At 68.7% G+C, this 26,609-nt stretch carries 29 protein-coding genes and 1 pseudogene; 3 read left to right on the top strand and 27 right to left on the bottom strand.

Annotated elements, in window-relative coordinates; genetic code table 11:
* Positions 1-238: 238 nt before the first annotated feature.
* Both ACGF2Y_RS35180 and ACGF2Y_RS35175 read left to right on the top strand, forming a co-directional pair.
* Positions 239-970: a hypothetical protein gene (locus tag ACGF2Y_RS35180; RefSeq protein WP_392955818.1), complete on the top strand. Its 732-nt coding sequence runs from the start codon at positions 239-241 to the stop codon at positions 968-970.
* Positions 967-1,383 (top strand): hypothetical protein, encoded by a 417-nt coding sequence (locus ACGF2Y_RS35175; RefSeq protein WP_392955817.1) that lies wholly within the window; start codon positions 967-969, stop codon positions 1,381-1,383. Before ACGF2Y_RS35180 ends, ACGF2Y_RS35175 begins: the two co-directional genes overlap by 4 nt.
* A gap of 574 nt (positions 1,384-1,957) precedes the next feature.
* Here ACGF2Y_RS35175 and ACGF2Y_RS35170 read toward each other — a convergent pair.
* From ACGF2Y_RS35170 to ACGF2Y_RS35145, 6 genes and pseudogenes are all read right to left on the bottom strand, one after another.
* The gene (locus ACGF2Y_RS35170; protein WP_392955815.1) at positions 1,958-2,407 is read right to left on the bottom strand and encodes a hypothetical protein; all 450 of its coding nucleotides are present in this window, start codon (positions 2,405-2,407) and stop codon (positions 1,958-1,960) included.
* Positions 2,408-2,663: 256 nt separating this feature from the next.
* Positions 2,664-8,849 carry a DNRLRE domain-containing protein gene (locus tag ACGF2Y_RS35165; RefSeq protein WP_392955814.1) on the bottom strand — a complete coding sequence of 2,062 codons (6,186 nt, stop codon included), beginning with the start codon at positions 8,847-8,849 and terminating at the stop codon, positions 2,664-2,666.
* Between the two features lie 610 nt (positions 8,850-9,459).
* Positions 9,460-10,164, bottom strand: a pseudogene (locus tag ACGF2Y_RS35160) (methyltransferase domain-containing protein); the annotation flags it as partial.
* A gap of 13 nt (positions 10,165-10,177) precedes the next feature.
* On the bottom strand, positions 10,178-11,707 hold the full coding sequence (locus ACGF2Y_RS35155; RefSeq protein WP_392955812.1) for a tripartite tricarboxylate transporter permease: 1,530 nt from the start codon (positions 11,705-11,707) through the stop codon (positions 10,178-10,180).
* A gap of 3 nt (positions 11,708-11,710) precedes the next feature.
* On the bottom strand, positions 11,711-12,376 hold the full coding sequence (locus tag ACGF2Y_RS35150; protein ID WP_392955810.1) for a tripartite tricarboxylate transporter TctB family protein: 666 nt from the start codon (positions 12,374-12,376) through the stop codon (positions 11,711-11,713).
* Positions 12,373-13,356: a Bug family tripartite tricarboxylate transporter substrate binding protein gene (locus ACGF2Y_RS35145; RefSeq protein ID WP_392955808.1), complete on the bottom strand. Its 984-nt coding sequence runs from the start codon at positions 13,354-13,356 to the stop codon at positions 12,373-12,375. The genes ACGF2Y_RS35150 and ACGF2Y_RS35145 overlap by 4 nt, the downstream gene beginning before the upstream one ends.
* Before the next feature lie 148 nt (positions 13,357-13,504).
* Between ACGF2Y_RS35145 and ACGF2Y_RS35140 the strand changes: the two genes are divergently transcribed.
* The gene (locus ACGF2Y_RS35140; RefSeq protein WP_392955820.1) at positions 13,505-14,158 is read left to right on the top strand and encodes a response regulator; all 654 of its coding nucleotides are present in this window, start codon (positions 13,505-13,507) and stop codon (positions 14,156-14,158) included.
* A gap of 213 nt (positions 14,159-14,371) precedes the next feature.
* Here the strand turns inward: ACGF2Y_RS35140 and xerC are convergent, their stop codons facing one another.
* From xerC to ACGF2Y_RS35035, 21 genes are all read right to left on the bottom strand, one after another.
* Positions 14,372-15,547 carry a tyrosine recombinase XerC gene (gene xerC, locus ACGF2Y_RS35135; protein ID WP_392955806.1) on the bottom strand — a complete coding sequence of 392 codons (1,176 nt, stop codon included), beginning with the start codon at positions 15,545-15,547 and terminating at the stop codon, positions 14,372-14,374.
* Between the two features lie 68 nt (positions 15,548-15,615).
* Entirely contained in the window at positions 15,616-15,831 is a 216-nt protein-coding gene (locus tag ACGF2Y_RS35130) for a helix-turn-helix domain-containing protein (RefSeq protein WP_392955804.1), read from the bottom strand.
* Between the two features lie 221 nt (positions 15,832-16,052).
* Positions 16,053-17,231, bottom strand: coding sequence for a DUF3631 domain-containing protein (locus ACGF2Y_RS35125; protein WP_392955801.1), 1,179 nt, complete (start codon positions 17,229-17,231; stop codon positions 16,053-16,055).
* Positions 17,228-17,575: a hypothetical protein gene (locus ACGF2Y_RS35120; protein ID WP_392955800.1), complete on the bottom strand. Its 348-nt coding sequence runs from the start codon at positions 17,573-17,575 to the stop codon at positions 17,228-17,230. The genes ACGF2Y_RS35125 and ACGF2Y_RS35120 overlap by 4 nt, the downstream gene beginning before the upstream one ends.
* Entirely contained in the window at positions 17,572-18,459 is an 888-nt protein-coding gene (locus ACGF2Y_RS35115; protein WP_392955798.1) for a bifunctional DNA primase/polymerase, read from the bottom strand. Before ACGF2Y_RS35115 ends, ACGF2Y_RS35120 begins: the two co-directional genes overlap by 4 nt.
* Positions 18,460-18,658: 199 nt before the next feature.
* The gene (locus ACGF2Y_RS35110; RefSeq protein ID WP_392955796.1) at positions 18,659-18,922 is read right to left on the bottom strand and encodes a hypothetical protein; all 264 of its coding nucleotides are present in this window, start codon (positions 18,920-18,922) and stop codon (positions 18,659-18,661) included.
* A gap of 13 nt (positions 18,923-18,935) precedes the next feature.
* Positions 18,936-19,184, bottom strand: coding sequence for a hypothetical protein (locus tag ACGF2Y_RS35105; protein ID WP_392955794.1), 249 nt, complete (start codon positions 19,182-19,184; stop codon positions 18,936-18,938).
* A gap of 10 nt (positions 19,185-19,194) precedes the next feature.
* Positions 19,195-19,383 carry a hypothetical protein gene (locus tag ACGF2Y_RS35100; protein ID WP_392955792.1) on the bottom strand — a complete coding sequence of 63 codons (189 nt, stop codon included), beginning with the start codon at positions 19,381-19,383 and terminating at the stop codon, positions 19,195-19,197.
* Entirely contained in the window at positions 19,374-19,634 is a 261-nt protein-coding gene (locus ACGF2Y_RS35095) for a hypothetical protein (RefSeq protein WP_392955790.1), read from the bottom strand. Before ACGF2Y_RS35095 ends, ACGF2Y_RS35100 begins: the two co-directional genes overlap by 10 nt.
* Positions 19,635-19,786: 152 nt before the next feature.
* On the bottom strand, positions 19,787-21,865 hold the full coding sequence (locus ACGF2Y_RS35090; RefSeq protein ID WP_392955788.1) for a cell division protein FtsK: 2,079 nt from the start codon (positions 21,863-21,865) through the stop codon (positions 19,787-19,789).
* Positions 21,866-21,950: 85 nt separating this feature from the next.
* Positions 21,951-22,274 (bottom strand): hypothetical protein, encoded by a 324-nt coding sequence (locus ACGF2Y_RS35085; RefSeq protein ID WP_392955786.1) that lies wholly within the window; start codon positions 22,272-22,274, stop codon positions 21,951-21,953.
* Positions 22,275-22,360: 86 nt separating this feature from the next.
* On the bottom strand, positions 22,361-22,765 hold the full coding sequence (locus tag ACGF2Y_RS35080) for a hypothetical protein (RefSeq protein WP_392955784.1): 405 nt from the start codon (positions 22,763-22,765) through the stop codon (positions 22,361-22,363).
* 176 nt (positions 22,766-22,941) lie between these two features.
* Positions 22,942-23,295, bottom strand: coding sequence for a DUF6251 family protein (locus ACGF2Y_RS35075; protein WP_392955782.1), 354 nt, complete (start codon positions 23,293-23,295; stop codon positions 22,942-22,944).
* A 14-nt stretch (positions 23,296-23,309) separates the two neighbouring features.
* On the bottom strand, positions 23,310-23,591 hold the full coding sequence (locus ACGF2Y_RS35070) for a hypothetical protein (RefSeq protein WP_392955780.1): 282 nt from the start codon (positions 23,589-23,591) through the stop codon (positions 23,310-23,312).
* Positions 23,592-23,610: 19 nt separating this feature from the next.
* A complete protein-coding gene (locus tag ACGF2Y_RS35065) occupies positions 23,611-23,802 on the bottom strand; it encodes a hypothetical protein (RefSeq protein WP_392955778.1) in 192 nt (63 codons plus the stop codon).
* 19 nt (positions 23,803-23,821) lie between these two features.
* Positions 23,822-24,157, bottom strand: a complete 336-nt coding sequence (locus tag ACGF2Y_RS35060) for an RRQRL motif-containing zinc-binding protein (RefSeq protein ID WP_392955776.1) — start codon at positions 24,155-24,157, stop codon at positions 23,822-23,824.
* Positions 24,154-24,663 (bottom strand): hypothetical protein, encoded by a 510-nt coding sequence (locus tag ACGF2Y_RS35055; protein WP_392955774.1) that lies wholly within the window; start codon positions 24,661-24,663, stop codon positions 24,154-24,156. The genes ACGF2Y_RS35060 and ACGF2Y_RS35055 overlap by 4 nt, the downstream gene beginning before the upstream one ends.
* Positions 24,660-25,670: a DUF2637 domain-containing protein gene (locus ACGF2Y_RS35050; protein ID WP_392955772.1), complete on the bottom strand. Its 1,011-nt coding sequence runs from the start codon at positions 25,668-25,670 to the stop codon at positions 24,660-24,662. Before ACGF2Y_RS35050 ends, ACGF2Y_RS35055 begins: the two co-directional genes overlap by 4 nt.
* Positions 25,667-25,996, bottom strand: a complete 330-nt coding sequence (locus ACGF2Y_RS35045) for a hypothetical protein (protein ID WP_392955770.1) — start codon at positions 25,994-25,996, stop codon at positions 25,667-25,669. Before ACGF2Y_RS35045 ends, ACGF2Y_RS35050 begins: the two co-directional genes overlap by 4 nt.
* Positions 25,993-26,190 carry a hypothetical protein gene (locus ACGF2Y_RS35040; protein WP_392955769.1) on the bottom strand — a complete coding sequence of 66 codons (198 nt, stop codon included), beginning with the start codon at positions 26,188-26,190 and terminating at the stop codon, positions 25,993-25,995. The genes ACGF2Y_RS35045 and ACGF2Y_RS35040 overlap by 4 nt, the downstream gene beginning before the upstream one ends.
* On the bottom strand, positions 26,187-26,459 hold the full coding sequence (locus ACGF2Y_RS35035) for a DUF6284 family protein (protein WP_392955767.1): 273 nt from the start codon (positions 26,457-26,459) through the stop codon (positions 26,187-26,189). The genes ACGF2Y_RS35040 and ACGF2Y_RS35035 overlap by 4 nt, the downstream gene beginning before the upstream one ends.
* Positions 26,460-26,609: the final 150 nt, after the last annotated feature.

The raw sequence follows: 26,609 nt of genomic DNA, 5'->3' as shown, positions 1-26,609 counted from the left end.
CGAGTACGAGGAAGCCTTCTGGCAGAGCCAGGAGCAAGTCCCGCAGTCCGCCTGAACCATCAAGATCGGACTCTACGAAACTCGGGGCAGCTCAGACCTGCAGGTCTTTGCCAAGTGGCTCGTCAAGGCGGGCATCTCACGCCTGTGCGACGTCACCGATCAGCACCTCGACGCCTACCGCGCCTACGTTCTTGCGCTGGCGCGCAAACCAGGACGAAAGGCAGACATCCTGGCCGCAGTGCGCACCCTGTGGCTGTACGGACGGCATCTACCAGCCGAGGGACGCCTGGCCACCGGCTACCCCTGGCCCGGCGCCTCCGACAATGAGCTCAAGAGCCCAGCTGGGGGCCGGTCCAACAAGTGGCCGCGGATCGCACCGGCGACCATGACCTCACTGCTCGCCTGGGCGCTGCACGTCATCGAGGCGGTCGGCCCGGACGCACGAGACGCATGGGTCGAATACCACCAGCTGCAGGCTGGTACACACGCCTCCCAGGCCGAATTCAGCGGCCTTACGAAGGAGGCACGCATCGGCCCCGCCGCCGGCGAATACCGGCACCGCGTACGCAGGCAAGCTCGGTTCGCCGGACGCGTCGTCACCGCCTGCAGGAACGTCCAGCGACTGCTCGACCAGACGAACCCGAACATCCAGCATGGTGAAGCCATGACCTGCGTGTGGCGACTCGAAACGGCCGCCTGCCACAAGGCACGACTGGACGCGGGACTGCCGCCCGAAGACGGCCCCAACGAGGCGGAGTGCCAGTCGAGCTGCACCAACCTCGTCTACACCGACCGGAACATCGTCGAGCAACGGCGCCTCCAGGGACAGTGGGAGGCCGCGGCAGCCGACCAGTTCAGCCCACGCCCCCTACGAGACCGGGCAGCCGCGCTGGCGAAGAACAGCCGGGCCATCATCGAGGACCACCACGCGGACCCGGCCGACACCAACCCGACGACAAAGGAGCCATGATGGCACGCCGACCACGCGACGAAGATGCCGACCGGGCCGCGATCCGGGCTGCGGCCGAACTCCTCCTGGAGGGCACCCCGCTGCACTCGAAGACCGGCAAGCTGACCGTTTCGGAGCTGATTTCCGAGAGCCAGCTGCGGCGGGATGTGGTGTACCGGCACACCGATCTCATCCAGGATTTTCAGGCGCGCGCCAAGGCCCAGGACTCCATCCCGACCGCGATGCAGGAACTCGTTGAGGTGAACCGTCAACTCAAGTCCGAGGTCGACGACTTGAAGGACGAGCTCCGCCAGGAACAGGCGAGGACCAAGGCCATGCGAATGATCATCGCTGAACACACCCTCGAACTGGACCAGACCAAGGCTGAACTCGCCGCAGTTTCCGGGGTGACGCTGCTGCCCAATCGGCGCTGACAAGGCATAGTGGGGTCCCGCCCGTCGAAGGTGCGAAGCTCAGGGAACAGACCCAAGGGCCCCCGATCCGTCAGGGGGAGCATCCGGGCAGGGAGAAGGCCGGGCGGACGAACACAAGTGAACCCCCTGTGGTGCCTCGTCATCGAAAGCCCGGGGATACGGGACGACCAGGCGATAAAGCCTGGCCGCTGGAAGAGAGGCGGCGACCGACGACTGGAGCCTGCCCCGTCGGTCGTGCGAACACCGCTGTCCCGGGGCATAGGAGGCGTCCTCCCCGAGCGCATCTTTTATGCGCGGAATACTGCAGCCGGTGTGGGCCAGAGTGCCCCACCGCCTCCGCCAGCGTCCAGCAGTTGATCCGCTCCAGCCCCGTCAGCACAGCCTCGGTCATCTCGTACAGCATCGTCCGCGTCTCACGGCGCGGGAAGCAGTCCGCAAGCTCGCGGCCCTTCCGAAACCGTCCCGCCACGGCCCCTGCACTACCGTGGCCTTCACGGCCACAGCTGCCGTGTCAGTACCGCGCTCCTTCCCCACCCGTGCGCCCAACGAGCCGCCCGTCAGCGTCGCGCTCCTTTCAATTGGCGATTTCCCACGCCGGGCCAAGCTGCGACGTCAACGCGCAGTCTCCCTCCGTGGGGGATACGAGCACGTGCTCGCCCGGCAGAAGAACGATCAAGTTCAATGGGGATTTCACCTCCCTGATGCGCCGCCCCGAGGTCGGAGGGGAGTTGCGAGTGAGGTACTCGAGCTCGAGGAAATCAACCTCGTCAGCGACAAGGACGTTCAGGATACGGAGCGGTTGCAGGCTCTCCATCTCCTCTTCCTCGGCTTCCTCATTGTCCGCGCAGCCGGTGAAGATCAGCGCTGTGGATTCAGAGACGATTTCCATAAAGCTTCCCGCGAGAGCTTGCGCAATTCCTTCAGGGGATTCTATATCAATTCCGGCAATACCTCCATTGAGGTGGTCACATTCTGACCATTGCCCCTTCTCGTCACACACTGAATGGTAGAGTTCTTCGGCCACGAGACCATCATCTCGCCGGTGCAGCATCAGCACTAGACCAATCCTGCCGTTGATCCAAACGTCAGCGACAGCTGGCCCACCCGAAAGCGAATGAAAACTGCCACTACCCCTCTCCAGGGCTTCTCGGGCAATTTGTGACATTGATCGTCGCGGGTTCATCGATTCCGTTTCATCGAAGCTAGGAGATTGAACGGCGATGTGGCGCGACCTGAAGGTCACGCCACATCGCCACCGCGCTTTAGGTCAGGCTGGGACGTTATGTTTTGGCGTTACAGGAATAGGACATATCTGCTGTCCACCCCCGCCATCCGAGGACGAGTACGGCACCGTACGCCCATACTCGACTACCGGGTCTGACCTTGACCTTGAAATGCACGGCCCAGCCTATCTTTTCCCTGTTCTGCCAGCTGCCCTTTTGTTGCATCTTGTACAGCTTCTGGGATTTACCCCGGCCAGGGTAGCTGCCCCACGCTTCCCCGTAAGTGAAGTTCTTGGCCAGGAATCGGTTGGCGAAACCCATTATCTGAACGTTGATGTAGTAGCCGATGTACGGGTACGAACCCTTACCCTTAATGTCACGCCCCATTCCGCCGCCGGCTCGTTGGATGATTATCCGCATGCCGTAGCCGTTCTTGATCCGGCGTTTGCCGCAGTTGGGGGACATGCCGGTGGTGTCACTGGCGTTGCACGGGTCGGCGTTGGCGTAGTCGTAGGCGTTGGCAGAACCACCGTAGACAGGATCCGACTGAAGGAAACGGCCACGAGAGGGGTCGTAGAGCCGGACGCCCATCAGGGTGAGGCCGGTCAGCGTCTCCGAGGAACGCTGCTGGTTGCCCAGCCAGCCGTACCGGGCTTCCGTCTGACCCGCCCGGGGATTGCCGTACTCGTCATTGTCCAGCGCGATGGGTGCCTGACTGCTGTCCAGAGGCAGTTGGAGGGCCACGTCGCCGTGGCTGTCCGTGATCTGCAGGACCGTATTACCGGTCTTACCAGTGGTTGCGGCAAGGCCGCCTGTGACAGGTTCGACGTATCGGGTCACCGTGCCTGCGGCGTCCTCGGTGATCCAACGAGGATTGTCGGTGTCGCTGTCATAGTGGTTGATCTTCGATCCGGTCTGGGTCCAGGTGGAACCGCTTCCGGTCTCGGTCTTCCAGGAACGGAAACGCATCTTCGCGTCGAGCTGCCATGTCTGGCGCTGGCCGCTCACGGTCTGCTGATGGGCTAGGTCGTTTGCGTAGTACGCGAGAGTACCGTGCCCGGGGGCCGCAGTGGTGCGCCCGAAGGCGTCATAGGTGTAGCCGGCGTCGACAAGGCGATCGGCGCTGTCGTAGCCGGAGGTCTTCACGGTGCCTCCGCTTGTCGGACAGTCCAGGCCGGGGGCACCGCTCGCCGTGCTGAGCGAGATGCGGTTGCTGCGTGTGCCGAATCCGTAGCTGCGGCGGGTGCACACGGTCTCCGCAGTGTCAGCCACAGTGGTGAGACGCCCGACCGCATCGTAGGTGTACGACTGGTTCGACCATCCGGCCCGCGCGGTGAGCTGCCCGTGGATGGATTCACCGGACCGGTCCGCGAAGACGACTGCTCCGTCACTGTCACGCGTGTAGGTGCGTGCGACACCGTTCCCCGTAGTACTCCTGCCATGCGTGAGGGTGTAGCCACCGGGGAGCTTCTCGGTGGTGACACCTCCGTCGGCGTCGTAGGCGGCTTCGAAGGAGCCTGCTACGGAGTCCACCAGCTTCGTCGGGAGGCCGCGGGGCTCGATTGCCGTGTTGTAGGTGTAAGTGACAGTGGACGGAACACTGTCAGTGATCTTGAGTGGCCGGTCGAGGTGATCGAATTCCATGCGCGTCACGCCACCGTCAGCGTCCGTGTAGGAAAGCATGCGCGCGAGTTTGTCGTAAACGCGAGTGATCGTTCCGGCGGTGGTCGAGATCGTTTTGGCCGGCTCGCCAGTTGTCGGGTCGTACTCCGTGGTGACTGCCGGAACCGCAGCGCCTACGCCACCCGTGATGGTCGTCGTCAGCGGGCGGCCGGCTTCGTCGCTCGTGACCGTGGTGACGCGAGAGACGCCATTGGCGGTTTCCGTAGTTTTCGATGTGCCGCCCCACCAGTCGTACTCGATGGTGGTGATAGGCAGCTGCGCCGGGTTCGAGCCTCCGCCCGTAATCGACCCAGCCGGCCCCGTGGAGCAGATCAGGTCGGCCCATTCCGGACGGCCAGCGCATGTCCCGGAGCCGGTGGCAGACCAGTAGGTTGTCATTCGCGTGGCAGCGTCGGTGCCTGATGCGCCCGGCGGGAGCTGCTTGCGAACGCGACCTTGCTCGTCGTACTCGGTGGCCGAGGTGATGGCCAATCCGCCCGGATCCTGGACGGTCTTGACCTGCAGGCCCTTGACCCAGTCGAACACGTTCTCGGTCACACGGGTTTCAGCGTGCACACCGGGATGTTCACGCACCTGGGCACCTGAAGTGACCTTGGTATTCTGGTCTTTTACCGCTGCACTTCCGTCGGTGGGCCGCCCTTGATCGTACTCGTAGGAAACCCAGGGCCTTGCCGTTACCGGAGTGCCGGTTTGGGCCAAAGTGGTGGTTCCGGACTTGAGGTCGGCTGTGAGCTCGATCCGCCGCAGAGGCCCGAAGTCTTCGAGCTTGCGTGTGCCACTCTCGTTGTACACCTGTCGGCCGGAGAGCAGTTCAGCACGTTCCGCGCTGGACAGCTGAGAGATGCCGAGTTCATCCTGCACAGCCCTATCGGCGGCGGTAAGGCCGAGGGCGATGGCACGGTTGGCAGGAGAAAGCTCCCGGACCGTGTTCCCGAAGCGGTCTTCCTCGGTGAAAAGAATGTGACCGCCAGGACTAGCAGTATTCACCCGGCTACCGGAAACGTCCATGTACTGGATGCTGGCGGCACCGTAGGCCGAGGCATTCAAATCGGCGCCGCTATGTGCAGCGGGCACCGAGCCTGGCGGAAAGACAGCCGCCGCGTCCGTCGGAACAACGGTCTGCCCCCATGCCTTCACCTCGGAGCCTCCCATTTGGTAGGGAGCCTTGGCACCGGTGAGCGGAACGTCGTAGACGATGCTGGTGACAGACGTTCCTTCAATGACGTCCTTGGTCCCCGGCTTCAGGGTCGGCCGCGACGCCTTGAGGAGCATGCCCTCGCCACTGCTTGCGCTGCTGCCCGCCTGACCGTACGTGAGCGTCCAGGGCAACTGCCCCGCCGCGCCGTACTCGACGACCCGGCCGGCGGCGTCGTAGGCGTAGGTGGTCTTCAGCGCGGGAGTGATCCGCGGGTCCCAGTTCTCCCGCAGACGCCCGTTGGCGTCGTAGCGGTAGGTCTCAACGGCGTGGCTCGTAGCGGCTGATGCGCCCGGCTGGGTCGCCCAGGCCCTGATCTCGACAACACGCCCGACATAGTTGCCCAGCGTGCTGCCGGTAGCAGTCGTACTGGTGGCGTAGACGAACTCCAGAGCGCGGCACCCCTTGGCCGCCGGGGTGGCCGCACACGTGGCAGCCGAGACTGCAGAGGTGTCTCCGGCCATCCGTTTGGGACGGGCCAGCTTCTCCCCGTTCACTGTCACAGTCTCGGACAGCAAGGTGGTAGTCGTCTCATCCTTCCCATTGAGCACCGAGGATGAGACATTCCAGACGTCGGAGGTCAGGTCGAGCTTACTGAACTTGGTGGCTGCTCCATCCGAGTCGGTGACAGTGAAGGTAGTACTCACGCTGCCGGTGAGCGTCAGTTTCTGCGCTCCGGGCTCGGCGATCCAGCCGGTCCTCGCGGCATTCGCGGTGAAGTGGACAATGTCCCCGCTACCGGTGACGACATCGACGGCCGTGTCGGAGATCTTGCGAATGTAGGAGTAGTTGGAGTCCGTGGTCTCGGCGCTTGTGCCCGACGACCATTCCTTCCCGAAGATCGGCACCTGCCCACTGCCGTCGGAGTCTGTGTCCGAGTCGCGCGAAGTAGCGGTACGCGAAACCGACAGTCCGAAGTGGGAGGCTTCGGACTCCGAGAGGGTATAGGAACCGGTGAGCAGGTTGACCAGGCCGGGGCCCACCCGGCCCGGGGTGTTGGCCTGTACGTCTTGGCCCACGACGACGGTGAGCGGCTGTGTTGATCCAGCCGCCCCGTCCGGGCCGGTGAGGTCAGCCTTGATCTGCACAGCGCCACTGGGCTGCACCGTGTGGACGGCGTTCCATACGAGCGGTGCGTTCCTGCCATTGCTCATGGGCACGGGCCAGGTGGTCAGTGCGGTGCCCTCCGAAGTGACGTCTCCAGCAGGGATCTGCACCCAGGAGTCGGCCTCGGAGCGGCGCCAGGAGAAGGAAACATTGTCGTACTTGGCTCCGTCCGCCTCGGCGACCAGCGGCAGGCGGCGCGCGGTGCGCTCTCCCTCACTGGGCCGGACGAATCCGCCAGGCCCTGCGTGGAAGGTGTAGTCGATGGCCTCGGACTTGTTGTCGGCCTTGTCGACCGCGCGTACCTGGAGGGTGTGCGTGCCGTCCCTGGGTGGGGTGATGGTGATGGCCTTGGCTGCACTGGAGCCGCCGGTCGCCACCTTGGTCCAGGTCACGCCGTCCAGCGACCACTCCAGCCAGTTGTGGTCCGTACCGTTCGGCGTAGCAGTGAACGTACCCGTCTGGCCAGCGCCCTTGACCCAGGCATTAGACGGGTAGTCCGTCGATGTGATGCCGGTGGGTGCGGAGGGGGCGGTGGTGTCGACCGTGAAGGTCTTCCACGCCGACCAGCCCAGGTTGTAGTGGGTGCCGTCGTACGGGCTGCTGCGGAACTTGTAGGTCTTGCCGTTGGTCAGCACCCCGGCGGGCACGACGACCGGAGCGGGCTGGCCGGACGGGACGAACGCCGACCGCAGTACCGCGCCGGCCTGGGTGTCGGTGGCCGAGTCGAAGATCTGGTAGGCGCCCTGGATCTTGTCACCGTTGGGATCGACGAAGGTGTCGCGCAGCGTGGGCGTCAGGGTGTTGACCGTGTAGGCGCCGCCGTAGGAGAAGTACGGCGGGCCGGCTTCCTGCTTCGTGCCGGTGCGTGGCCGGTAGTTGTAGGTGACGACCAGCTTGGGCGGGTTGGCGGCGGCGTTGGCGGAGTTGACCCGCTTCCACTGGCCGGTGATGGTCTCGCTGGAGGCGCGCAGTCCCATGTGGGACTTGGCGGCCTTCGTGGAGGCCCATTCCTGCACCATCGTGGTGACGTTGGCGTTGATCCAGCCGTCGGGCTGGGTCGAGCAGGAGGAGTTGCCCCTGGTCTCCGAGGACGTGGCCTTCATCGCGGTCCACGCCGGCTGGGCCGTCCAGCGCGAGGAGGTCGACGCGGCCCCGGTGGACCACACCTCCCACGGCTGGGTGGGGCACGAGGAGCCGGTGTAGTTGCCGGAGTGGAAGTTCCACAGGGACAGCTTCGCGTCCGTCACCAGTGCGTCGGAGATCGGCGCGGTGTTCCAGGAGATGAACGACCGGGCGGTGCGCGGGGTGCCGTCGGCGTTCTTCGTGCCCGGGTTGCCCAGGTCCAGCTCGACATCCGTGGACCAGTCTCGGGTCTCACCCTGCTGGACGTAGGTGTCGAAGACGTTGGAGAGCGCCGACGTGGACGGGTCGACGATGACCGGGTACTTGGTGGCCGGGTCGGCGAGGAACTTCGCGTCGGGGGTGACGACCAGGTCGATGGTCGAGCCCTTCTTCACGACCTTCATCGCCACCGGCACCCGGCGGATGTTCTCGCCGGAGAGCTCGTCGACGGTGGAGTCCCACATCACCGGCGCGGGCATCACCGCGGTCTTCTTGTTCTTCCTGTCCGTGAAGACGACACTGCCGTCGGACTGCTGTTTGGCCTTCAGGCCCTTGGCCTTCAGCGGCAGCGTGTAGGTGTAGCCGTCCGTCGTCGGCTTCTGCTTGATCTCGACGAACTGCTCGAATCCCGTACGGGTCGCTTCGACCACCACGTCCGCGCCCGGGACGGCGTTGACGTACTCGGCGCGCGTGCCGTCCAGCTTCGGCGCGGGCAGGCCGCCCTTCCACTGCAAGGTGATCTGCTCGTCACCCTCGCCGAGGGTCACCAGGTCGGTGGCCTTGGCCGCCTGCGCCGCCTTCAGGGAAGCTGCCGGGGCACCGGTCTTGCCGGCCAGTCTCAGGCCTTGGGGGTGGGCCTTCGGCTCCACTCCGCCGCCAGCCACGCTGACGAGGTCCAGATCGACATCCCGCCAGTCACCGGTGGTGCCGTCCTGGAAGCGGACCGGACCCGCGGTCAGCTCGGTGGTGAGTGAACCGTCCTTGTTCACCCAGGTCGTGGAGGTCTCCGTACGCTCCGACAGCGCCTCCACACGCTTGCCCGACAACCGGGCGGCCACACGCGCGGACGGAATGTCCGCCGCCTGCGTGACGACCGGCTTCTCCGGTGCGGCAGGTGCCTGGCGTTGTGTGGCCATCGCGATGTTGCCGTCGAACAGTGGGACGGACAGAGCCAGGGCCAGACTCCCCGCTATATAGCGCAGGCTCCTCCCGGACCAAGGCCGCCCGCGCTCCTCCGGTCCAGGTATATGAATCGTCATGATCCCTCGGTCTCGTTGAACACATGTGCATCACCTGTGTGGTGCGATGTGAACGTATCGAGGAAGAAAAGATCGACAACCGCGACAAGAGGGGCAAGATCGACTCCAAAGTTCCAGAAGGTGAAGTGAAATGCGTCTCTCGCGTGACCGACCCAGTCAGCGTTTCCCTGTCAGCCACATCACCAACACCAACGCCCGGAGCCGGGTTCCCCTGCTCCGCCACCGCATCCTCCTCCAGTGGTCACTACACAGCGCTACCACCGATTCCGGGACAGAGCCGCTCGTTGTTTGACAGGCCCCCGATCGGTGCAAGTCAGATAGAGACCGAGTCGACCCACTAAAGGATCGACGAGGCGGTCCGCATCGACTCCACCCGGCGGCCTTCCGGCTCAACTTCCTGCCGGACGCCGCCCGCGCTGCCGCATCACCACGGATACGCTCGCGGTGCGAAGCTCGACAAGTTGAATCTCGACATGCGGCTTGCCTAGTGAACGGACGGCATGTGGAGCAGTCCGTCCGCATAGCCGGTGCCGGAGCGGCGGGCCAGCAGGACGTCCGGGCCCCGGCGCAGGATCAGGTGGACGTCGACGACCTCGGTGTGCCGGTGCGGGGGCATCGCGCGGGCGACCAGCGCATAGCGCTCGTCGTCGACCTGTCTGCCCCACAGCCGACTGTCGGGGGCCAGGTCCTCGTGGTGGATGCGCTCGGTGTGCGCGGAGAGCAGGCCGGTGAGCGCGGTGGCGGACAGACCGGCGCCGCCCCACACTCCTTCGACGAGAACGAGCCTCCCGCCCGGCTTCAGCAGGCCGAACCAGTGCTCCAGGGCCGCCGCCGGGTCGGGCAGCAGCCAGACGACGTGCCGGGCCACGACGACGTCGAACGCCCGCTCCCCGACCGGGGGCCGGGCGGCGTCCCCGACGAGGACCTCCGCGCCGGTTCCGGCGAGCTTGGCGCGGGCCCGCTCCGCCATGCGGGGCGAGCGGTCGACGGCGGTGACGCGGTGGCCCTGGCCGGCGGCGAGCAGGGAGAGGCTGCCGGTGCCGCACCCCAGGTCCAGCACATCGCCCCGGGTGGCGGGCAGCCAGCTCTCCAGCCGCCCGGCCCAGGCGTCGCGCACCGCGGGGTCCAGGAGCCCGTGGTCGGGCTCCTGGTCGAAGGATCCGGCCGCCGCGTCCCAGTCGATCGTGGTCATGGTGCCGATGCTCTCAGCCGCCACTGACAGTGCGGGACTCCTCTGCTGTCTTCCGGCCACCGCGCAGCCGTACGATCAGCCGGCTGACCAGCGGCCAGGCCACGATCAGCACCACGATCGCGTAGACGGTCACCGAGAACGGGGTGTTGACCAGGCCGGACACGCTCCCGTCGCTGATCTGGAGCGCGCGGCGCAGCTGCTGTTCGGCGGCCGGGCCGAGGATCACCCCGATGACGGCGGGCAGCACCGGCAGCCCGTAGCGCCGCATCCCGAACCCGATCAGCCCGATGACCAGGAGGATCACCAGGTCGATGGACTCCCCGCCGACCGCGTACGCGCCGACGGCGGCGAAGAAGAGGATGCCCGCGTACAGATAGAGGCGCGGGATCCGCAGGAGCTTCGCCCAGACGGGGGCGAGCGGCAGGTTGAGGGCGAGCAGCAGCACCATGCCGACGAAGAGCGAGGCGATGAGGCCCCAGACCAGCTCCGGTTCCCGTTCGAACAGCAGGGGGCCGGGCTGGATTCCGTACTGCTGGAAGGCGGCCAGCATCACGGCGGCGACGGCGGTGGTGGGCAGCCCGAGGGTGAGCATCGAGACGAGGGTCCCGGCGGCGGAGGCGGAGGCGGCGGCCTCCGGTCCTGCGACGCCTTCGATGGCCCCCTTGCCGAACTGGTCGCGGTGCTTGGAGAGCCGCTTCTCGGTGACGTAGCTGAGGAAGGTGGGGATCTCCGCGCCGCCCGCCGGGATCGCCCCGAAGGGGAAGCCGATGGCGGGGCCGCGCAGCCAGGGCTTCCAGGTGCGCTTCAGGTCGGCGCGGCCGAGCCAGGGGCGGCCGACGGGGATCGGCTCTCCGGTGGAGCGGCGCAGGTGGGCGGCGACCCAGAGCGCCTCGCCGATCGCGAAGAGTCCGACCGCGACGATCACCACGTCGACGCCGTCGGCCAGTTGGAGGGAGCCGAAGGTGAGGCGCTGCTGGCCGGTCATCCGGTCGAGGCCGACCAGCCCGATGGTGAGGCCGATGAGGAGCGAGGCGATGCCGCGGATGCGGGAGGCACCGAGGACGGAGGTGACGGCGATGAAGGCCAGCACCATGATGGCGAAGTAGTCGGGGGCGCCGATGCCGATGGCGAGCGATGCGACGGTCGGCGCGAGGACGACCAGCAGGATCGTGCCGATCATGCCGCCCGCGAAGTGACCGATCGCGGCGGCGGCGAGCGCCTGGGCGCCGCGCCCGCCCTTCGCCATCGGGTTGCCCTCGATCGCGGCGACCACGGCGGCGCTCTCACCCGGGGTGTTGAGGAGGATCGAGGTGGTGGAGCCGCCGAACATCGCGCCGTAGTAGATCCCGGCGAACATGATGAACGCGCCGGTCGGGTCGAGTCCGTACGTCACCGGGAGCAGCAGCGCCACGGCCATCGCCGGGCCGATGCCGGGGAGCACGCCGATCGCGGTGCCGAGCAGGACGCCGATCGCGGCCCAGAGCAGGTTCATCGGGGTGAGCGCGGTACCGAAGCCGTCGATGAGGGAGTTGAGGGAATCCATCGGTCAGAGCACCCCCATCAGCGGGCCGCCCGGGAGGGGGACACCGAGCAGGTTGTCGAAGACGAAGTAGGTGGCCAGCGAGATGCCGGCGGCGATCAGCGGGTCGCGGCCGTGGTGCCGGCTGCCGAGCGCGTAGGCGGAACCCCAGAAGAGCAGCGCCCCGGCGATCGGGAAGCCGAGGGGGCCGATCAGGACGGCGGTGCCGAGGAAGACCCCGGTGAGCAGGAGGACGGTGCGCCAGTCGGCCGGTTCGTCGAGGTCGACGTCCTCGCCGCCCTCCGCCTCGCCGCGTCCGCCGCGCAGGACGTCACCGGCGAGCAGGACGGCTATGAGGAGGAACAGGCCGCCGATGACGAAGGGGACGGTCCGGGGGCCGACGGGGCCGCGCTGGGCGATGTCGACGCTCATGGTGAAGGCGTCGGTGAGAACGAGCACGCCGAGCGCGAACAGCAGGAGGCAGACGCCGAGTTCGGAGTGTTCGCGCAGCCAGGAGAGGGTGGTGTTCCCCTCCTGCGCGGGGCCGGAGGGGAACTGCCCTGCGGGGTCGGAGGCCGACTGCCCCGCGAGAGCGGGGCCCGACTGCCCTGCGGGGTCGGGGGGTTCGGCGACCGGTTGCCCCGCGGGGCCGGTGCTCGGCTGCCCCGCGGGGTCGGTGGGTTCGGTGGTCACAGACCCAGCTCCTTGAGGACGGTGGCGACCCGCTGGTCCTGCTCGTCGAGGAAGTCGCCGAAGGGTTCGCCGATGAGGAGGGCGTCGTCCCAGCCGTTCTTCTTCATCGACTCCTTCCACTGCTTCGAGCCGTGGAGTTCGCGGATCAGACCGGTGAGCTTGTCGCGTTCGGCCGGCGACAGGCCGGGCGGGGCGACGACGCCGCGCCAGTTGGTGAACTCGGTGTCGAGTCCGGCTTCGCGCAGGGTGGGGGCGTCGAAGCCCGGCACCCGCTTCGGGCCGGTCACGGCGAGCAGCCGCAGTTCGCCCGCCTCGATCTGGTCGCGGTACTCGCCGAGGCCGGAGACCCCGAAGCCGACCTTGTCGCCGAGGATCGAGGCGAGGAGTTCGCCGCCGCCGTCGAACGGGACGTAGTTGACCGTCCTCGGGGCGATTCCGGCCGCCTGCGCCATGAGCATCGGGGCGAGGTGGTCCGGGCCGCCGGGCGAGGAACCGCCGCCGACCGGGACGCGGGCCGGGTCCTTCTTCCAGGCGGCGAGCAGACCGGCGATGGTCCGGTACGGGGAGTTCTTGGAGACGACGACGATGTCCGGCTCCTCGGTGAGCCGGGCGATCGGGGTGGTGTCCGCCAGCGTGCTCGGGGACTTGTTGGTGTGGACGGCGCCGACGACGCCGAGGCCCATGGAGAGCGCGAGCTTGCCGTTGCCGCGTTCACCGACGAGCCGGGTCAGACCGACCGTTCCGCCGGCGCCCGGCAGGTTGAACACCTCGATGTTGTGGGTGAGTCCGGCGTCCTCGGCGTTCTTGGCCATGGTGCGTGCGGTGATGTCGTAGCCGCCGCCGGGGGTGTTGGGGACCATGAAGCGGAGCCCGGGAATCTGGGTGCCGGCGTCCGAGCCGTCACCGGTGGCGAGCAGGGGCGGCCCCACCACCACCAGCAACGTGGCCCCGAACAGGGCGAGGAGAGTGCGCAGTCGCACAGGTTCCGCCTTTCGCTGTGAAGTGGCCCACATGTTGCCTGTGCGTCGAGGAGCTGTCTCTCTTCCGGTATCAACGGACGTTGTGGTCCTTGCGGTCGCGGCCTAGCGTGGCGGCGTGACAACGGTGCTGGTGGTGGACGACGACTTCATGGTCGCGAAACTGCACAGCCGCTATGTGTCCGCCATGGACGGCTTCGCGGTCGTCGGGGTGGCGCACAACGGGGCCGATGCCTTGCGGGCGGCCGAGCGGTTGCGCCCCGATCTGGTGCTGCTGGACATCTATCTGCCCGATATGGACGGGATCGGGGTGTTGCGCGCGTTGCGCGCCGCGGAGGAGCGGGACGCCTCACGCCCCAGCGCGGACGCCCTGTTCATCACGGCGGCCCGGGACGCGGGGGTGATCCGGGCGGCGCTGCGGGCGGGGGCCCTGCACTATCTGATCAAGCCGTTCAGCCGGTCCGCCCTCCAGGAGCAGATGCGCCATGTCGCCTCGCTGCGCACCCGCCTGGACGAGCTGGGAGAGGCCCGCCAGGAGGACGTCGACCAGATCTTCGGGACCCGTCCGCCCGGCTCGCGCGAGCTGCCGAAGGGCCTGGCCGCCCCCACGGCGGAGCTGGTGGAACGCACCCTGCGCGGACGCCCCGAGGGCCTTTCGGCCTCGGAGTGCGCCGAGGCGGGCGCCTTGTCCCGGGTCAGCGCACGCCGCTATCTGGAGTACTTCGCCTCCACCGGCCGCGCCGAGGTGACCCTGCGCTACGGAGGCACGGGCCGCCCGGAGCGCCGCTACCGCTGGACGGGCTGAGGCGGCACGGGGCGGCGGGGCAGCGGGGCATGCGGAGCGGCGGGGCATGCGGGGCGGCGGGACTGTCTGAGCCCACGCCTAACAGCTCCTTAAAGCGACCGCAACAGTCATCGCGGTCCCTCGTAACCCGTCCACGCAGGTCAGCGGGATGGGGCGGGAGCGAGAGAGGTAGCCGGGGAGCCAAAGTGGGAGCCACGGAGACCCCATCACGTGCTACTCCGCCGCAGTCGCCGGCCCCGCACCAAAGATGTCGTCCATGGCTTCCGCACCTTCGGACATCACCGGGCGCAGTTGCTTGCGGTAGACCTTCTCAGTGATGTGCGTACCGCTGTGGCCGACCACCCGAGCGATCACCTCGATGGGGATGCCGTGGTCTGACAACAGGGATACGAAGCTGGTCCGCATCTCCCGCGTCGTCCAGCGGTGCGGCTCTGGGAAGCCCGCTTCGGTGAGAAGCGATCTGAAGTTGCGCCGAACGTTGAGCGCGCTCCGCAGGGTGCCGTCCGTGTTGGGGAAGACCAACCGTGCCTCCGTCCAGGGACTACCGGCGGCTTCGCACTCGGTCTTCTGTCGAGCCTTGTATGCCTTCAGCACTGTGGCTACCTGGTGAGGCATTGCCAGCGATCGACGGCTCTTCCGAGTTTTAGTGTCTCCGTGTCGCCGCACCGACCTCCATACGTCGACGTGCGGTCGGTCTCCCGCCTCGCAGTCGAGGTGCACGTGAATCCAGGTGAGTGGTCTCGCCTCTTCCGGTCGCACACCGACGAGCAGTGACAGGACGACGTAGGCATGAATCCAGCTTCCTGCCTTGGCTTGCAAGACCGCTTCGCCCTGCTCCAGCGTGAGCGACTTGCTGGGACGGCCAGCGCGCCCCTTCGGAACCTCCACGAGCTCGGCAACGTTTCGAGCGACCTTTCCCCTCCGTTGGCCATGGCTGATAGAGCGGCGCAGGATCGAGTGGATCATCTTCAAGGACTGTGACGCGAGAACCGTCGCTCTGTCATCCAGCCATTCATCGAGCAGGTCCGCTTCAAGCTCACGCAGCTTGGCCGCACCCAGGTACGGCGTGATGTGCGTACGGGCGAGGGTTCGGTAGGTTTCGATGCTGCTTTTCTCCCGCCCCTTCAGCCCCTTGTCGAGCCAGTCGTTCACGGCCTGAGCGACGGTGTACGTCGCCGACGACTTCAGCCCCGCGTCCAGTTCCTTCTTGAGCTCTTTCAGCTTGTGGCGGACCTCGGTCTTTGTCTTGCCTGACACCTTCGGGCGGTGCCGTTTGCCAGCAGGCGTGTAGCCGAGCGATACCGCTCCGATGAAGCGGCCCTTGGACTTGTCCCAGTAAATCGAGTCTTCACCGTTGGCCTTGCGACTGCGGCCGGTCGGCTCGCTCATGGTGGCCCTTCGTGAAAGACCCGGGCCGCGTCCGTGTGGACGCGGCCCGGGTAGAGGTGACTGGCGGTTCAGAGAACGGCGCTGGCCTCACGCTTGAGCAGTTCGACGTAGTCCTCGATGTACTCCGTCGGGATACGTCGGCAACGGCCAATACGGACGGTGCGAAGTCGCCCGAGGCGGATCTCCTCGTACGCGGTGGAACGCTTGACGCCGAGGATCTCGGCGGCGGCCTCCACTCGGTGTAGGCGACGTTGTGGAGTTGATGCGGTGGGTGCCGTGTCCATGGAGGCTGCATCTCCTTGGTGGGTGTCCGGGCGGGACCCTTCGGCCCCTTCCTGTCAGGTCCGCTACCTCCGCTACCTCCGCTACCGCCCTGGTCAGGGGCTTGTTTGTGGTAGCGGATGGGGTAGCGGTAGCGGCTGGATGCCGCTACCGGCCCTGCCTTACGACGAGGTGGGGCCGGTAGCGGGTAGCGCTCAGGTAGCGGAGGGGAAGAGGGTTGCCGCTACCGTTTCCGGGTCGCTGACCTGCCCGGTAGCGGAGGTAGCGGAGGTAGCGGCTCCTGAGGGGGTGGGGGGCAGTACCGCTGCCACGCGTCGTGGAGATCGGCGGCGTAGTAGCCCTTGAGGACCGTTCCGGCGGTCTTGATGTTGCGGGCCTTGACCGGGGTGTTGTCCTCGGTCATGTACTCCCCGAGCATCTTGGCCAGGCCCCGGGAGTCGAGCGGGCGCCCGCTCATGTCCGCCCACGGCGCTTCGTCCAAGGCGCACAGCCGGTCCAGGATCGCGACAGTCGGCATCCGGTCGATGCCCGCCATCACGTAGTCCCGCAGGTCCGTGAGCAGCCGGATACCGAGAGATCCCTTGTCGTCGGCGCGGGCGGCGTTGACCAACTCCACGCAGGCGGCGCGGGCGCGTTCGGGCCAGTCGCCCCCGGCCGCGTCCGCGACGGACAACAGCGGCTCCCACACATCCGCCGGCCGGTCGCTGACACCGTCGGGCATCTGCGGCCACCGGCCCGCGATATCCTCCCGCACGGTGTCGGCCCACTGAGCGAGCCGTTCCCGCAGCGCCTGCCCCTCAGCTTCGTGGAGCCGGGCCCGGAAGGGCTCCACCGTCTCGTTCCGTGCTCGGCGGCGCATGCGGATGATGACGGAGCGGGTGGTGATGGTGTCGGGCAGGTAGCCGAGACCGGCGACCGCGACGGCGGTGTAGGAGGGGAACTCCACCACCGTCTGATTGCCCCCGTCTCCGACGCATCGGTAGGTGACTCCGGAGCGGCGGTGACCGGCGTTGAGGAAGCCGCGCAGTTCCTCGTTGTCCCCGGCCTTGGGCCCGAAGACGGTGTCGATCTCGTCGAACAGGATCGTGGGCCGTCCGGCGGGGTCGGAGACGGACCGGAACAGGGCTGCGGCACGTGCGTTCACGGCAAGCATGGGGCGCGGGACCAGGGTCTCCACCACCTCCAGGGCGCGGGACTTCCCCGACCCGGGTTCGGGGGAGAGGAAGGCGAGGCGGGGGGTGGAGTCGAACGCGTCCAGCAGGTGCGCGTGCGCGTCCCACAGAGCCACGGCGACGTAGGCGGCTTCCCGGGGGAAGACGTTGAAGCGGCGGTGGAAGGCTTCCACCGCCTTCAGCAGCGCCGCACCGTCGATGGGCCCGGCGGCCTGGTTGGGGGTGTTCATGCGGCGTTCCTCCGGTGCTGCTCGGTGTGCGGGCAGTGGTCGACGCGGGCGCGGGTGGTCACCTCGGTGACGCGCTCGCGGCCCCGGGCGCGTTCGTGGTGGCCGCAGGCGCAGAGCCAGTCGGCGACGGGGATCTGGTTGCGACCGAGCCCGCGCACCGTGAGACCGGGGCGGATACCGGTCACCGTGACCGTGTGCGGGTCAGGGAGAACAGCAACGCGGACGCCTCCGGCGACGCCTTTCGGCTCGCCACCGGTCACCGGCACTGCGGCGGCGTTGGCGGCCTGCGGGGTGTTCGGGATGGCAGGAAGGCTCTTAAGGCGGGGATTCGGGACGGTGGTCATGCCGGCCGCCCGGGATTGTTGGCGATGGACCAGTTCAGAGCGCTTGCCACGGCGGCGCGGCACTCGTTCTCGCGGAGACCGGCCCGCAATCCCGCCGAATTAAGAGCCTGCTCCACTTCACTGCGGTCGAGGTCGCCGGACGGGATGAACCGCCCCAGAGCGCGGGCGGCCCGAACCAGCGTCCAGTTTCGCGAACCCTCCCCCGCCCCGGCCACGGCCGCCGTTTCGGCCTTGAGAGCCGCTGCGGCGTACCGAGAGGCCCGAACCGGCACAGGTGCAGCCGTCAGGCCCCGAAAGGGCTGACGGGGCATCAGGAGGGCGCACAGCCATTCCGGGAGCGGTGCAGGGTCGGTGGGGTCGACCACCTCGTACGCGCCGTGCGGGAGGGTGCTGCCCGCGCTCACGACGTATCCGCCGTGGGCGCGGGTGTCGATGTGCTTGCCGAGCCTGCCCGCGCTGTTGCCGAGCCGGGCCCCGGGCGTGGCGGTGAAGTACAGGTGGTGTCCGCCGCTCGCGGTCCGGGTCCGGTAGGTGGCGGGGACGGGGTGCCCGGCGCGCTCGCAGAGCGCTTGCAGGGAAGTGACGCCGCCAGGCGTTCCTTTCGGGTCCTTGGCCTTGACCGGGTCCAGGTCCACCACGACCAGCCCGGACGGGCCCGTGGCGATCCCGACGTTGAACGCCCCCGCCGACCAGGCGGCGCGGATGCGGTCGGGGTCGGTGGTGGCCCGCTGCTCCCACTTCCGGTGACCGGTCGCGCAGTCGCCGGTGGCGGGGCAGGCGGTCTCACCGTGGAGGGCGGGGCGCTTGTCGCGGGGGCGGAGCGGGAAGACGTGCCACCCGCGCCCGGCCGCGTCCAGGGCGGCGGTGAGGAGTTGGGTGTTCATGCCACCGCTCCCGTGTCTTCGGTCGCGGCCAGGTCCAGGGCACCGGACCCGGTGCACAGGCTGATGTTGCCGCTGGCGGAGTGCGCGGCGGTGTCGAGATGGGTCATGCTGGTGTCTCCAGTTCTGTGAGCAGTGCTGGCAGACGAGAGCGGCCCCGGTTCTTGGTCGGATGGGGGCCGCTCTCGGTGTGTCTGGTGGTTCAGTGCCACTGCCAGTGGGGGCCGTGTGGGGTGTCGCGCATGGGGTGGTGGTGGGTGAGGTGCCAGCCCTTGGCGGTGTAGTCGGGGATGAGGGAACGAGTGATGACGTTGCGTGCGCCGTCCCAGCTCGCCCGCTCGTCCTCGGTGCCGTCGGTGGTGGTGACCTCGAAGTCCTCGGGCTCGACGGTGGGGTCGGGGTGCTCGAAGAGGGTGATCTCCAGCTCTTCCCCGTTGCGGGTGAAGATCCAGGTTTCGCGGTGCATAGGGCTCCTTCGGTCAGAAGGGCGGTTCATCGGAGTAGCCGCCGGGCGGGGTACGGCGGGGCAAGGGGAGCAGGACCCATCGGCGGTTCTCGTCCCAGCAGGGGCAGGAGTACCAGTCGATGCCGTCGAACTCCCCCTCGGCGGTGACGTTGGTGTGGCCGTGGCCGCCTTCGCCCCAGCAGTCGGGGCAGCGGGGGCGAGGGGTGTCGGTCAGGACCAGTGCAGGCCGGGGCCAAGTGGTGTGCCGGATGCGCAGTCGCACGGGGTGCTCCTCAGATGTTGGGGATGGCGTCGACGAGGGCGGCCGCCATCTCGTTGATGGGCCCGGCGGCCCCGGTGGAGGCGAGGAAGAACCCGAACCCAGCGGCGGTGAACGCGCCGCCGGGCGTGAGGCTGCCGGAGCGCAGCAGGAAGAACAGGACGAGCCCGAAGAGGGCGACGAGGGAGAGGGTCACTGCCACGGGGTGGCCTTCCGGTCGGCGGCGTGGGGTCGGGTGCCGTTCGAGTGGATGGTGCGGCTGTTGTTGAGCAGTCGGCGTCCGATGCGGAGTCGGGCGCGGGTTCCGTGGCAGCGGCGGCAGAGGGTGATGGTGCGGCGGCGGGTGCGGACGCCGATGCCGGAGCACTTCCGGCACGGGGCGAACGGCCGCACCGCGCACAACACTGCGTAACCGGCGGTGGTGAGGAGGATGAGGAGGCTAGCGAGCGCCACGAGGGGCTCACATCCCTTCGTCAGGCGGGTTTCCGGGTGTTTCCGCAGGTGGGCTGCTAGACACTAGGTCGCAGCTCAGGGCGGGTGCGGGTTGCTAGCGGGGGTGCTAGACCTAGCAGCCGGGGGTGCTAGGTCTAGCAACGCTGCTGGGGTCAGGCGGCAGCCTTGTTCTGGTTACGTCGGGTGACAGCTGCGGTGATGTCGGTGCGGTCGATGCCGCGCCGGTTCTTGCCTTCACCGGTGTCGGTCTGGCCCCAGACCTGCCCGGCCTTGATGCCGTGGGGCTTGAGGGCGGCGGTGACGTTCTCGCCCTTCCACCCGCCGTAGACGTCCGGCTGCGCGCCGGCCAGGCGGGCGGCCAGGCGCTCGCACCACACGGCCTTCTCGTCCGGCGCGATGACGGCGAGGACGTCGGCCAGCACATCGGACTGCCCGGACTTTTCCGGTCCCGCGCCGATGGCGTGGCCGGTGACGTTGCCGTACTCCTCGCGGACCTGGCGGGCGCGGGCGGCGATCTGCTCGGCGGCCACCGCGTCCACGAACGCGGACGCCACGATGCGCGGGTCGTCGCCTTCACCTGCCATCCAGCAGATGCCCCGATCCGAGCGGGAGAACATCGTGGCCCGGTACCCGGCCTTGTACATTGACGTGCCGAGCACCATGTCGTTGGCGGGCTGTCCCATGACCTTGAGGCAGAACCGCAGCACCGCGTTCGCGCTGATCCCGGTGGGCAGCGACTTCGCGTCGGGGCGCTGTGTCCCGAACAGGGTCACGATGCCCAGTGCCGGGCCGCGCTTGACGAGGTCGGTGCAGATGGCTTCGATCTCCTTGCCGTGCTCCTCGTGCTCGAAGGGCACCTGGCACTCGTCGAACCCGGCGACGATCGGGTGCAGCCCCAGGCTTTTGTCGCTGGCGAGTTCGGGGGTGACCTTGGATTCCGGGCAGCGGGAGCGCGGCAGGGACTTGATGACCTTCGCCCGCCGGCGCAGCTCCTCCTTCAGCTCCCGCAGGGCGTCCAGGACGTATTCGATGTCGTCGTTCTCCTCACCGGCCCGGTAGCGGTGGCAGACGGGTTCCAGGGCTCCGAAGTCGCCGGTGCCCTTGAAGTCGAACGCGTGCAGCTCGGCGCGCGGGTCGAGTGCGGCGATCAGGAGGAACAGCCGCATCAGGAACGTCTTGCCCATCCGAGGGATCGAGCCGACGACCACGGCCGCGAACATCAGCGTGACGGACACGTCGCGCATGCGCTGGTCGTTGCCGAACACCACAGGCTTGAACAGGTCGACCGTGCCCGACTTCAGCAGCGGCCAGGCGGGCTTGGTGGTCTCGTTCATCGGCTTGTCCCCGACCCACAGGACCAGCCGTCCTTCGTGCTCGGCGGGGTCGGGGGAGGGCCAGACGCAGCCGACTTTGCGGCGCAGCCCGGACGCCAGCGGCTTGCGGGCCTCCATGATGTCCTCGGGCGTGACGCCGTACGGGAGATCGAGGTCGGCGCGATAGCCGGGACCGTCGCGCACGATCTCGCTGGTGAAGCGCAGCCCGTTCATCTCTCCGCCCTTCTTGATCGCGGCGGAGATCTTCGCGTTCCCGATGGAGTCGAGACCGCGCAGCACGATCGACCCGGTGAGCTTCTGCACCTCGGTCTTGAGAACGGCGGGGCCGATGACCGGGGCGTCGGGCTGCTGACCGGCCGTGCCGAGCAGGAGCACCCCGCTGGCGGCGAACGCGTACATCAGCGCGGGGGCCATGACGTAGAGCCAGAGGGCGAAGCCGACGCCGAACACGGCGGCGACCAGGGCGACCAGGCCGCGCAGCCGGACCCGTCCGGCCCGCAGCCGGGCCAGGCGCATGTACTCCTCGACGTCCTCGGCACGGACGGCCGCCGCCCGCAGGGGGGCGGCTTCTCGGTCCCAGACCCACCGGTTGGTGGTGGCGACGAACCGGCAGGCTCCCCGCGGGGACATCAGGGCGAGCCGACCGGCGTACACCGGGAGCCGCACGCCGTGAAAGAGGGCGCTGTATCCGGCGTTCGCGCCGGCGTGGCGGGCGGTGGCGGTGAAGTCGCGCCGGTCGGTCAGCCACCCGGCCAGCACCGGCTTGCGCTTCTCGACGGTGACATTCGGCTCCGGGAGCGCGGGGTTGTCGACCGCCACGGGCGCGGTGGTCTCGGTGTCGTCGTCCAGGTCGGGGACCGGTCGCAGATGCGCGGCCGGCGTGGTTGTGTCCGTCATGCTGGTACTTCCTCCTGCTCGATGGTTCGGGACGGAGGGAAAGAGGGGGTGGCCGGTTTCCTTGGCCGGGGCCGACCACCCCCGCTCAGCTGCGCTCGGCCTTGTGAACGGCCCGCTCCGCCAGGCGGACGCGCTGCTCGGCGTCCTTGCGGGCCTGGCGGGCGGCGGTCTTGTCGGTTCGGGGAGCGGTCCGCTCGGCGGCCTTGGCGGCGGCCAGGTTCTGGCGGGCGGTGGCCTGCACCTCATGCAGCGCCTTCAGCTCCCGCTGCCCGCGCTCGGCGGCCATGGCGTCGATGGCCTCAATGCGGGCGGTGACCTTGGCGTCGACGCAGTCCGCTAGTGCCTGGCGGAAGCCCTTGCGGAACAGCTTGGCGCGTTCGCGGGACTCGGCTCGGGTGTAGCTGTACACAGGGAACCTCCCATGGGGTGTCGCCGGACTGTCCGGCTCCCCAACCGCCCCCGGACCGCGTGTGGTTCGGGGGCGGCGGGCAGCCGTCAGGCCGGTCGTTCCGCCTCGTAGAGGCCGTAGAGGGAGGTGTCGAGAACCGGTTGCCCGGGGGTGTCGTGGTGCTGGAATCCGTACTCGATCAGCGCGTCGCAGAGGTGGTACTCGGCTTCGGCCGCGCGCATGGGGTCGGTGGTGTCGGTCACGGCCGCGAATGTCCAGCCATTGAAGTAGGCCAGGGCGTTCGGGTCGTCGCGCAGCAGCTCCCGGAGCTTCTCGTCAGCGGCGGCGGTGTGGGCGGCGAACGCGTCGGCGGGGACGTCGACGGCGTTGCTCTCGTACATCAGCCGTTGCAGCCGGTGCGGGACCTGCTCGGCCAGCCACTGCTGGGTGTCCGGTCGCAGGTCGGCCCATGCCGGTAGCGGGGTGCCGTCCTGCCGGGGGTATGCGGTCATGTTCAGCCTCCTCGGGTGGGGCCGGTCTGTCCGGCTCCCCTTGCCGCCCCGGGGTTGCCGGGGCGACGCGGGCAGTCGTCAGGCGGGCTGTCACTCGTCGACGGGGGTGCACCCGCAAGGGGCGTACCGCTCGTGGTCCAGTTCCTGCGGGCAGTGATCCGCGCACGGGTCCATAGCTACCGCCTCCTACGGGTCTTGCCGTCGCTCACGGACTTCACGACGGTCACGACGCCCCAGGCGCACACGGAGGCGACCAGGGCGAGGAGCGCGAGGTTCGCGGCGATGGCGGTGAGGACGCCGACGAGGAGCGGGCCGAAGTAGACGCCGGCGGCGACGGCCCCGGCGCCCATGCCGGAGCCGAGCGCGAGACGCTGCACCGTCCGGTCCGGCGGGGCCTGGTGGACGTGAACCACCTGCGGGATCGCGTTGGAGGGCTGGTAGGAGGCGGGGAGGTGGTCGGTGTAGGCGGGGGTGCCGTCCGGGAGGTTCACGACGGACGGGCGGCGGGGTTCGGGCAGGTTCGGGGTCATGGGTGCCTGCCGTGTCAGAGGTCGAGGAGCGCGGCGACGGGGATTTCGTAGATGTCGCTGACCGCGTCGACGTTGGACCAGTGGCCGGGGCCGAAGCGGACGTGGGCGATCTGGACGGCGTCGCCGGTGCGGTCGGTGGTCGGGTAGATGGTCACGGCCACGCCGTGGACGCGGGCCCGGCGGATGCACTGCCGGGCGACATCGACGCTGACCGCCTCGGTCCGGTAGGTGGTGTGGTCGTCGCGGCCGGTGTAGTGGACCAGGGACGTGAGCTGAACGGGGCGGCGCTGCTTCATGGGTGTTCTCCTTGAGAGGTCAGGCGGGGGTGATGTCGCGGACGCTGACGATGTCGTCCCGGCAGACGTGGGCGGTGTCCATCGCGATCCGGACCTCACCGCCACCGAGGTGTTCCAGGAGAGTGACCCGCTGGCCGGTGGCCTTCAGGCGGTACTGGTCGCTCGGCGCGGTGGGAGTGGTCGCGGCCTTGCGCTTGCTTTTGCCGAACATGGCGGGAGTTCCTTCCGGGTCAGGAAGACGAAGGCGGGGTGTCGTTGCAGGGGACGCACATGCCGAGCGACCGGGGGATGCAATAGCCCACGTCCGTACGGCAGTTGGGGCAGGTACGGCGGGCCCGCATCGCCGCAGCCAGAGCAGCGGCACGGCCCGGGGTCATGGGCCGGACAGGGCGGGCGTGGTCGATGCGGTAGAGGTAGGCGACCAACGGGGCCTTGCGCCGGCGGGGCCGGTGGAGTTCCGCGACGACGTCCTGACCACCCGGCCGCAGCCCCAGCGCACGGAGCTGACGGCGGGTGGCCAACCCGTCGGGGGCGAGACGCCACCGGTAGCAGGACAGGCTGCTCATGCCGTCGTGGTGCCGAAGGGGAGAGGCTGAACCCGCCAGGTGACCTCGGATGCCGGGGGCAGGGCGGCGCCGGGGGTCTGGGTGGTCCAGTTGGAGCGCGGGGCTCCTTCGGCCTCAGCGGCGATCTCCGCCGCTTCCGCTGTCGGGTGGACGCTGTGGAGATCGCCGTGGTGGAACAGGACGTAGACCCGCTGGGCCCGCTGGTTGTGCATGCGGGTGGTGCGCAGCAGCATGCGCAGGGCCTGGCGGTCCTCGGTGTCCAGCAGGGACTGGGAACGGAGGGATTCCAGCTCGCCCTCAAGGCGGGCGACATCGACCGTGGCCTTGTCGAGTGCGGCCCGGAGTTCCTCCGCCGCGTCCTCGGCCCGGGACGCGGCGTCCAGCATGTTTCCGCTCTGCTCCAGGCACAGTTCGGCCTCGGCACGGGCGGCCTCGGCTTCCGTCTCAGCTTCCGTGAGGCTGCCGCGCAGGGCGTTCAGGGTGCGGGTGCGGATCAGGGTGATCATGCGGTGGCTCCCTCAAGGTCCGGGGCGGCGGCAGTGGGGGTGTCGCGGTGTTCCTGGTAGCGGGTGGAGACCCAGCCGACCGACCAGCCGCACAGCTCGGCAGCCGTCCGGACGGGAAGCCCGGCATCGAACGCGGCCCGGACCGTGGCCCGCGCCCGCTCCTCGTCCTGCTTCTCCACGGCGGGGCCGGCGGACAGCAATGCCTGACGTTCACGCTCAGCCTGCTGCTGTTCACGCTCACGCTCACGGCGCTCACGAGCCTCCCGCTCCCGGGCCTCCAGCTCGCGCCGTTGGGCGGCCTCGCGTTCAAGGCGTTCACGCTCGACCTGCTGCTGTTCACGCTCGCGTTCACGGCGTTCACGGGCCTCACGCTCAGCCCGCTCCCGGACCTCGGCCCGCTCGCGCTCCTCCCGCCGCACCGCCTCTTCCCGGGCGGTCTGCTCACGGGCGATCAGCGCTTCGTGCTCGCGCTGTTCACGGGCCAACTGGGCCGCGTGCTCCCGCTCCTCACGCACCCGCCGCTCCTGCGCCTCGCGGCGCTCGGTGGCGGCCTGCTCGCGCTCTGCCCGCTCGGCTTTGAGCTGGGCTTCGCGGGCGGTCTGGGCGGCGGTGATGGCCTGCCGGTAGGCGAGTCCGGTCTCTGCGGTGACGATCAGAAGGAGCGGTGCGACCGCGTGGACAGCGGCCCCGACCAGGTCTTTCTTGAGCGCGGAGTCCGCGACGTTCAGGGCCAGGGTCATGAAGCCGGTCATCCACCGCAGGGCGATGGGCCACCGGCCCCCGTGCCCGCCCATCCCGGCCAGCACCGCATCCAGCCGCACCACGATCACCACCGCCGCGTCCACGACGAGAGGGAGGATCGGGGCCGTCCACTCCCACCCCTTCGGGCTGTGGCGCTCCATCAGCGGGGTGACCGTGAGGATGGAGAACAGCATCGCGCCGCCCACGATCAACCACGTCCCGACCGACAGGGCGCGTTCCGCTGAACGGATCTGAACAGCGTTCACGACGCCACCCCCCAACCCGCCACGGGCTCCGCGATTTCGGAGTAGCCGACCAAGCACAGCCGGACGCCCGTGAACACGGTGTGAGCGTTCAGGCGGTGGGTGGTGCCCCCGCTCTGAACGCCGTGAACAACGGACCAGGGGTCGATGCCCAGGGCTTCACGCCACGCCTCGAACGCGGTCAGGCCGCTGTGCGCCGACAGCTCCAACTGGTCCGGGTAGACGGTGGAGACGTGGACGTCGACGGCCGGCAGGTCCGGGAACCGGGCCATCAGCGAGGCCAGGACGGCGACCGCAGCGGACAGCCCGCCCATCGTCGGCGCGCTCATGCCGCACCGCCCCGCGTGCGGCGGGCGCAGAGCACCCACCCGGCAGCCTGAACGAGGCAGCCGACGACCGCGACGACCCGCCAGACCGGGCGGCCGGTGGCAGTGGCCAGCGAGGACCCGAGCACGGTCAGGGCGATACCGCCGAACACAAGCAGCAGCGCCCGCCGCACGGCGGTGATGTCCGTGTCGCTCATGCCGCACCGCCCAACAGCGCCACCGAGGTGGTGCGGTTGGCCAGGTCCCGGCGGGCGGCCAGCACCCGCCGGCGGGCCCGGCGGATACGCCGCGCATCCAGCTCGGTCGGGGTCCGGTCGATGGTCATGATCTGCGCGTCCAGCAGAGCGACGTCCGCCAGAATGGCGGGCATCTCCAGCTCGATCGCGTCCAGCTCGGCGTCCGACGGCTCACCGTCGAACGGGGCGGCAGCCGTAACGGCGGCCTGACATGCTGCGATGCTCTTCATGGGTCGTGTTCTCCCTAGCAGGTGCGACGGCCCGAACAGAGGCCCCGGTGTTCCCGGACGCTGTTGGTTAATTCGGGGCCTGGCGTGACGTCGGCCTTCAAGACCTGGTTGTGGTCTTGAAGGCCGACGTTGTCGTATGGGGTGGGTGCG

The sequence above is a fragment of the Streptomyces sp. NPDC048142 genome (assembly GCF_043202835.1).
GTDB lineage: Bacteria > Actinomycetota > Actinomycetes > Streptomycetales > Streptomycetaceae > Streptomyces.
This window is presented reverse-complemented; position numbering and strand designations above follow the sequence as displayed.

Coding starts and splice junctions, on each gene's coding strand:
- ACGF2Y_RS35175 (WP_392955817.1), top strand. CDS start 967: ATGATGGCACGCCGACCACGCGACGAAGATGCCGACCGGGCCGCGATC.
- ACGF2Y_RS35165 (WP_392955814.1), bottom strand. CDS start 8,849: ATGGCCACACAACGCCAGGCACCTGCCGCACCGGAGAAGCCGGTCGTC.
- ACGF2Y_RS35155 (WP_392955812.1), bottom strand. CDS start 11,707: ATGGATTCCCTCAACTCCCTCATCGACGGCTTCGGTACCGCGCTCACC.
- ACGF2Y_RS35140 (WP_392955820.1), top strand. CDS start 13,505: ATGGTCGCGAAACTGCACAGCCGCTATGTGTCCGCCATGGACGGCTTC.
- xerC (WP_392955806.1), bottom strand. CDS start 15,547: ATGAGCGAGCCGACCGGCCGCAGTCGCAAGGCCAACGGTGAAGACTCG.
- ACGF2Y_RS35130 (WP_392955804.1), bottom strand. CDS start 15,831: ATGGACACGGCACCCACCGCATCAACTCCACAACGTCGCCTACACCGA.
- ACGF2Y_RS35125 (WP_392955801.1), bottom strand. CDS start 17,231: ATGAACACCCCCAACCAGGCCGCCGGGCCCATCGACGGTGCGGCGCTG.
- ACGF2Y_RS35120 (WP_392955800.1), bottom strand. CDS start 17,575: ATGACCACCGTCCCGAATCCCCGCCTTAAGAGCCTTCCTGCCATCCCG.
- ACGF2Y_RS35115 (WP_392955798.1), bottom strand. CDS start 18,459: ATGAACACCCAACTCCTCACCGCCGCCCTGGACGCGGCCGGGCGCGGG.
- ACGF2Y_RS35110 (WP_392955796.1), bottom strand. CDS start 18,922: ATGCACCGCGAAACCTGGATCTTCACCCGCAACGGGGAAGAGCTGGAG.
- ACGF2Y_RS35090 (WP_392955788.1), bottom strand. CDS start 21,865: ATGACGGACACAACCACGCCGGCCGCGCATCTGCGACCGGTCCCCGAC.
- ACGF2Y_RS35080 (WP_392955784.1), bottom strand. CDS start 22,765: ATGACCGCATACCCCCGGCAGGACGGCACCCCGCTACCGGCATGGGCC.
- ACGF2Y_RS35075 (WP_392955782.1), bottom strand. CDS start 23,295: ATGACCCCGAACCTGCCCGAACCCCGCCGCCCGTCCGTCGTGAACCTC.
- ACGF2Y_RS35070 (WP_392955780.1), bottom strand. CDS start 23,591: ATGAAGCAGCGCCGCCCCGTTCAGCTCACGTCCCTGGTCCACTACACC.
- ACGF2Y_RS35065 (WP_392955778.1), bottom strand. CDS start 23,802: ATGTTCGGCAAAAGCAAGCGCAAGGCCGCGACCACTCCCACCGCGCCG.
- ACGF2Y_RS35060 (WP_392955776.1), bottom strand. CDS start 24,157: ATGAGCAGCCTGTCCTGCTACCGGTGGCGTCTCGCCCCCGACGGGTTG.
- ACGF2Y_RS35055 (WP_392955774.1), bottom strand. CDS start 24,663: ATGATCACCCTGATCCGCACCCGCACCCTGAACGCCCTGCGCGGCAGC.
- ACGF2Y_RS35045 (WP_392955770.1), bottom strand. CDS start 25,996: ATGAGCGCGCCGACGATGGGCGGGCTGTCCGCTGCGGTCGCCGTCCTG.
- ACGF2Y_RS35040 (WP_392955769.1), bottom strand. CDS start 26,190: ATGAGCGACACGGACATCACCGCCGTGCGGCGGGCGCTGCTGCTTGTG.
- ACGF2Y_RS35035 (WP_392955767.1), bottom strand. CDS start 26,459: ATGAAGAGCATCGCAGCATGTCAGGCCGCCGTTACGGCTGCCGCCCCG.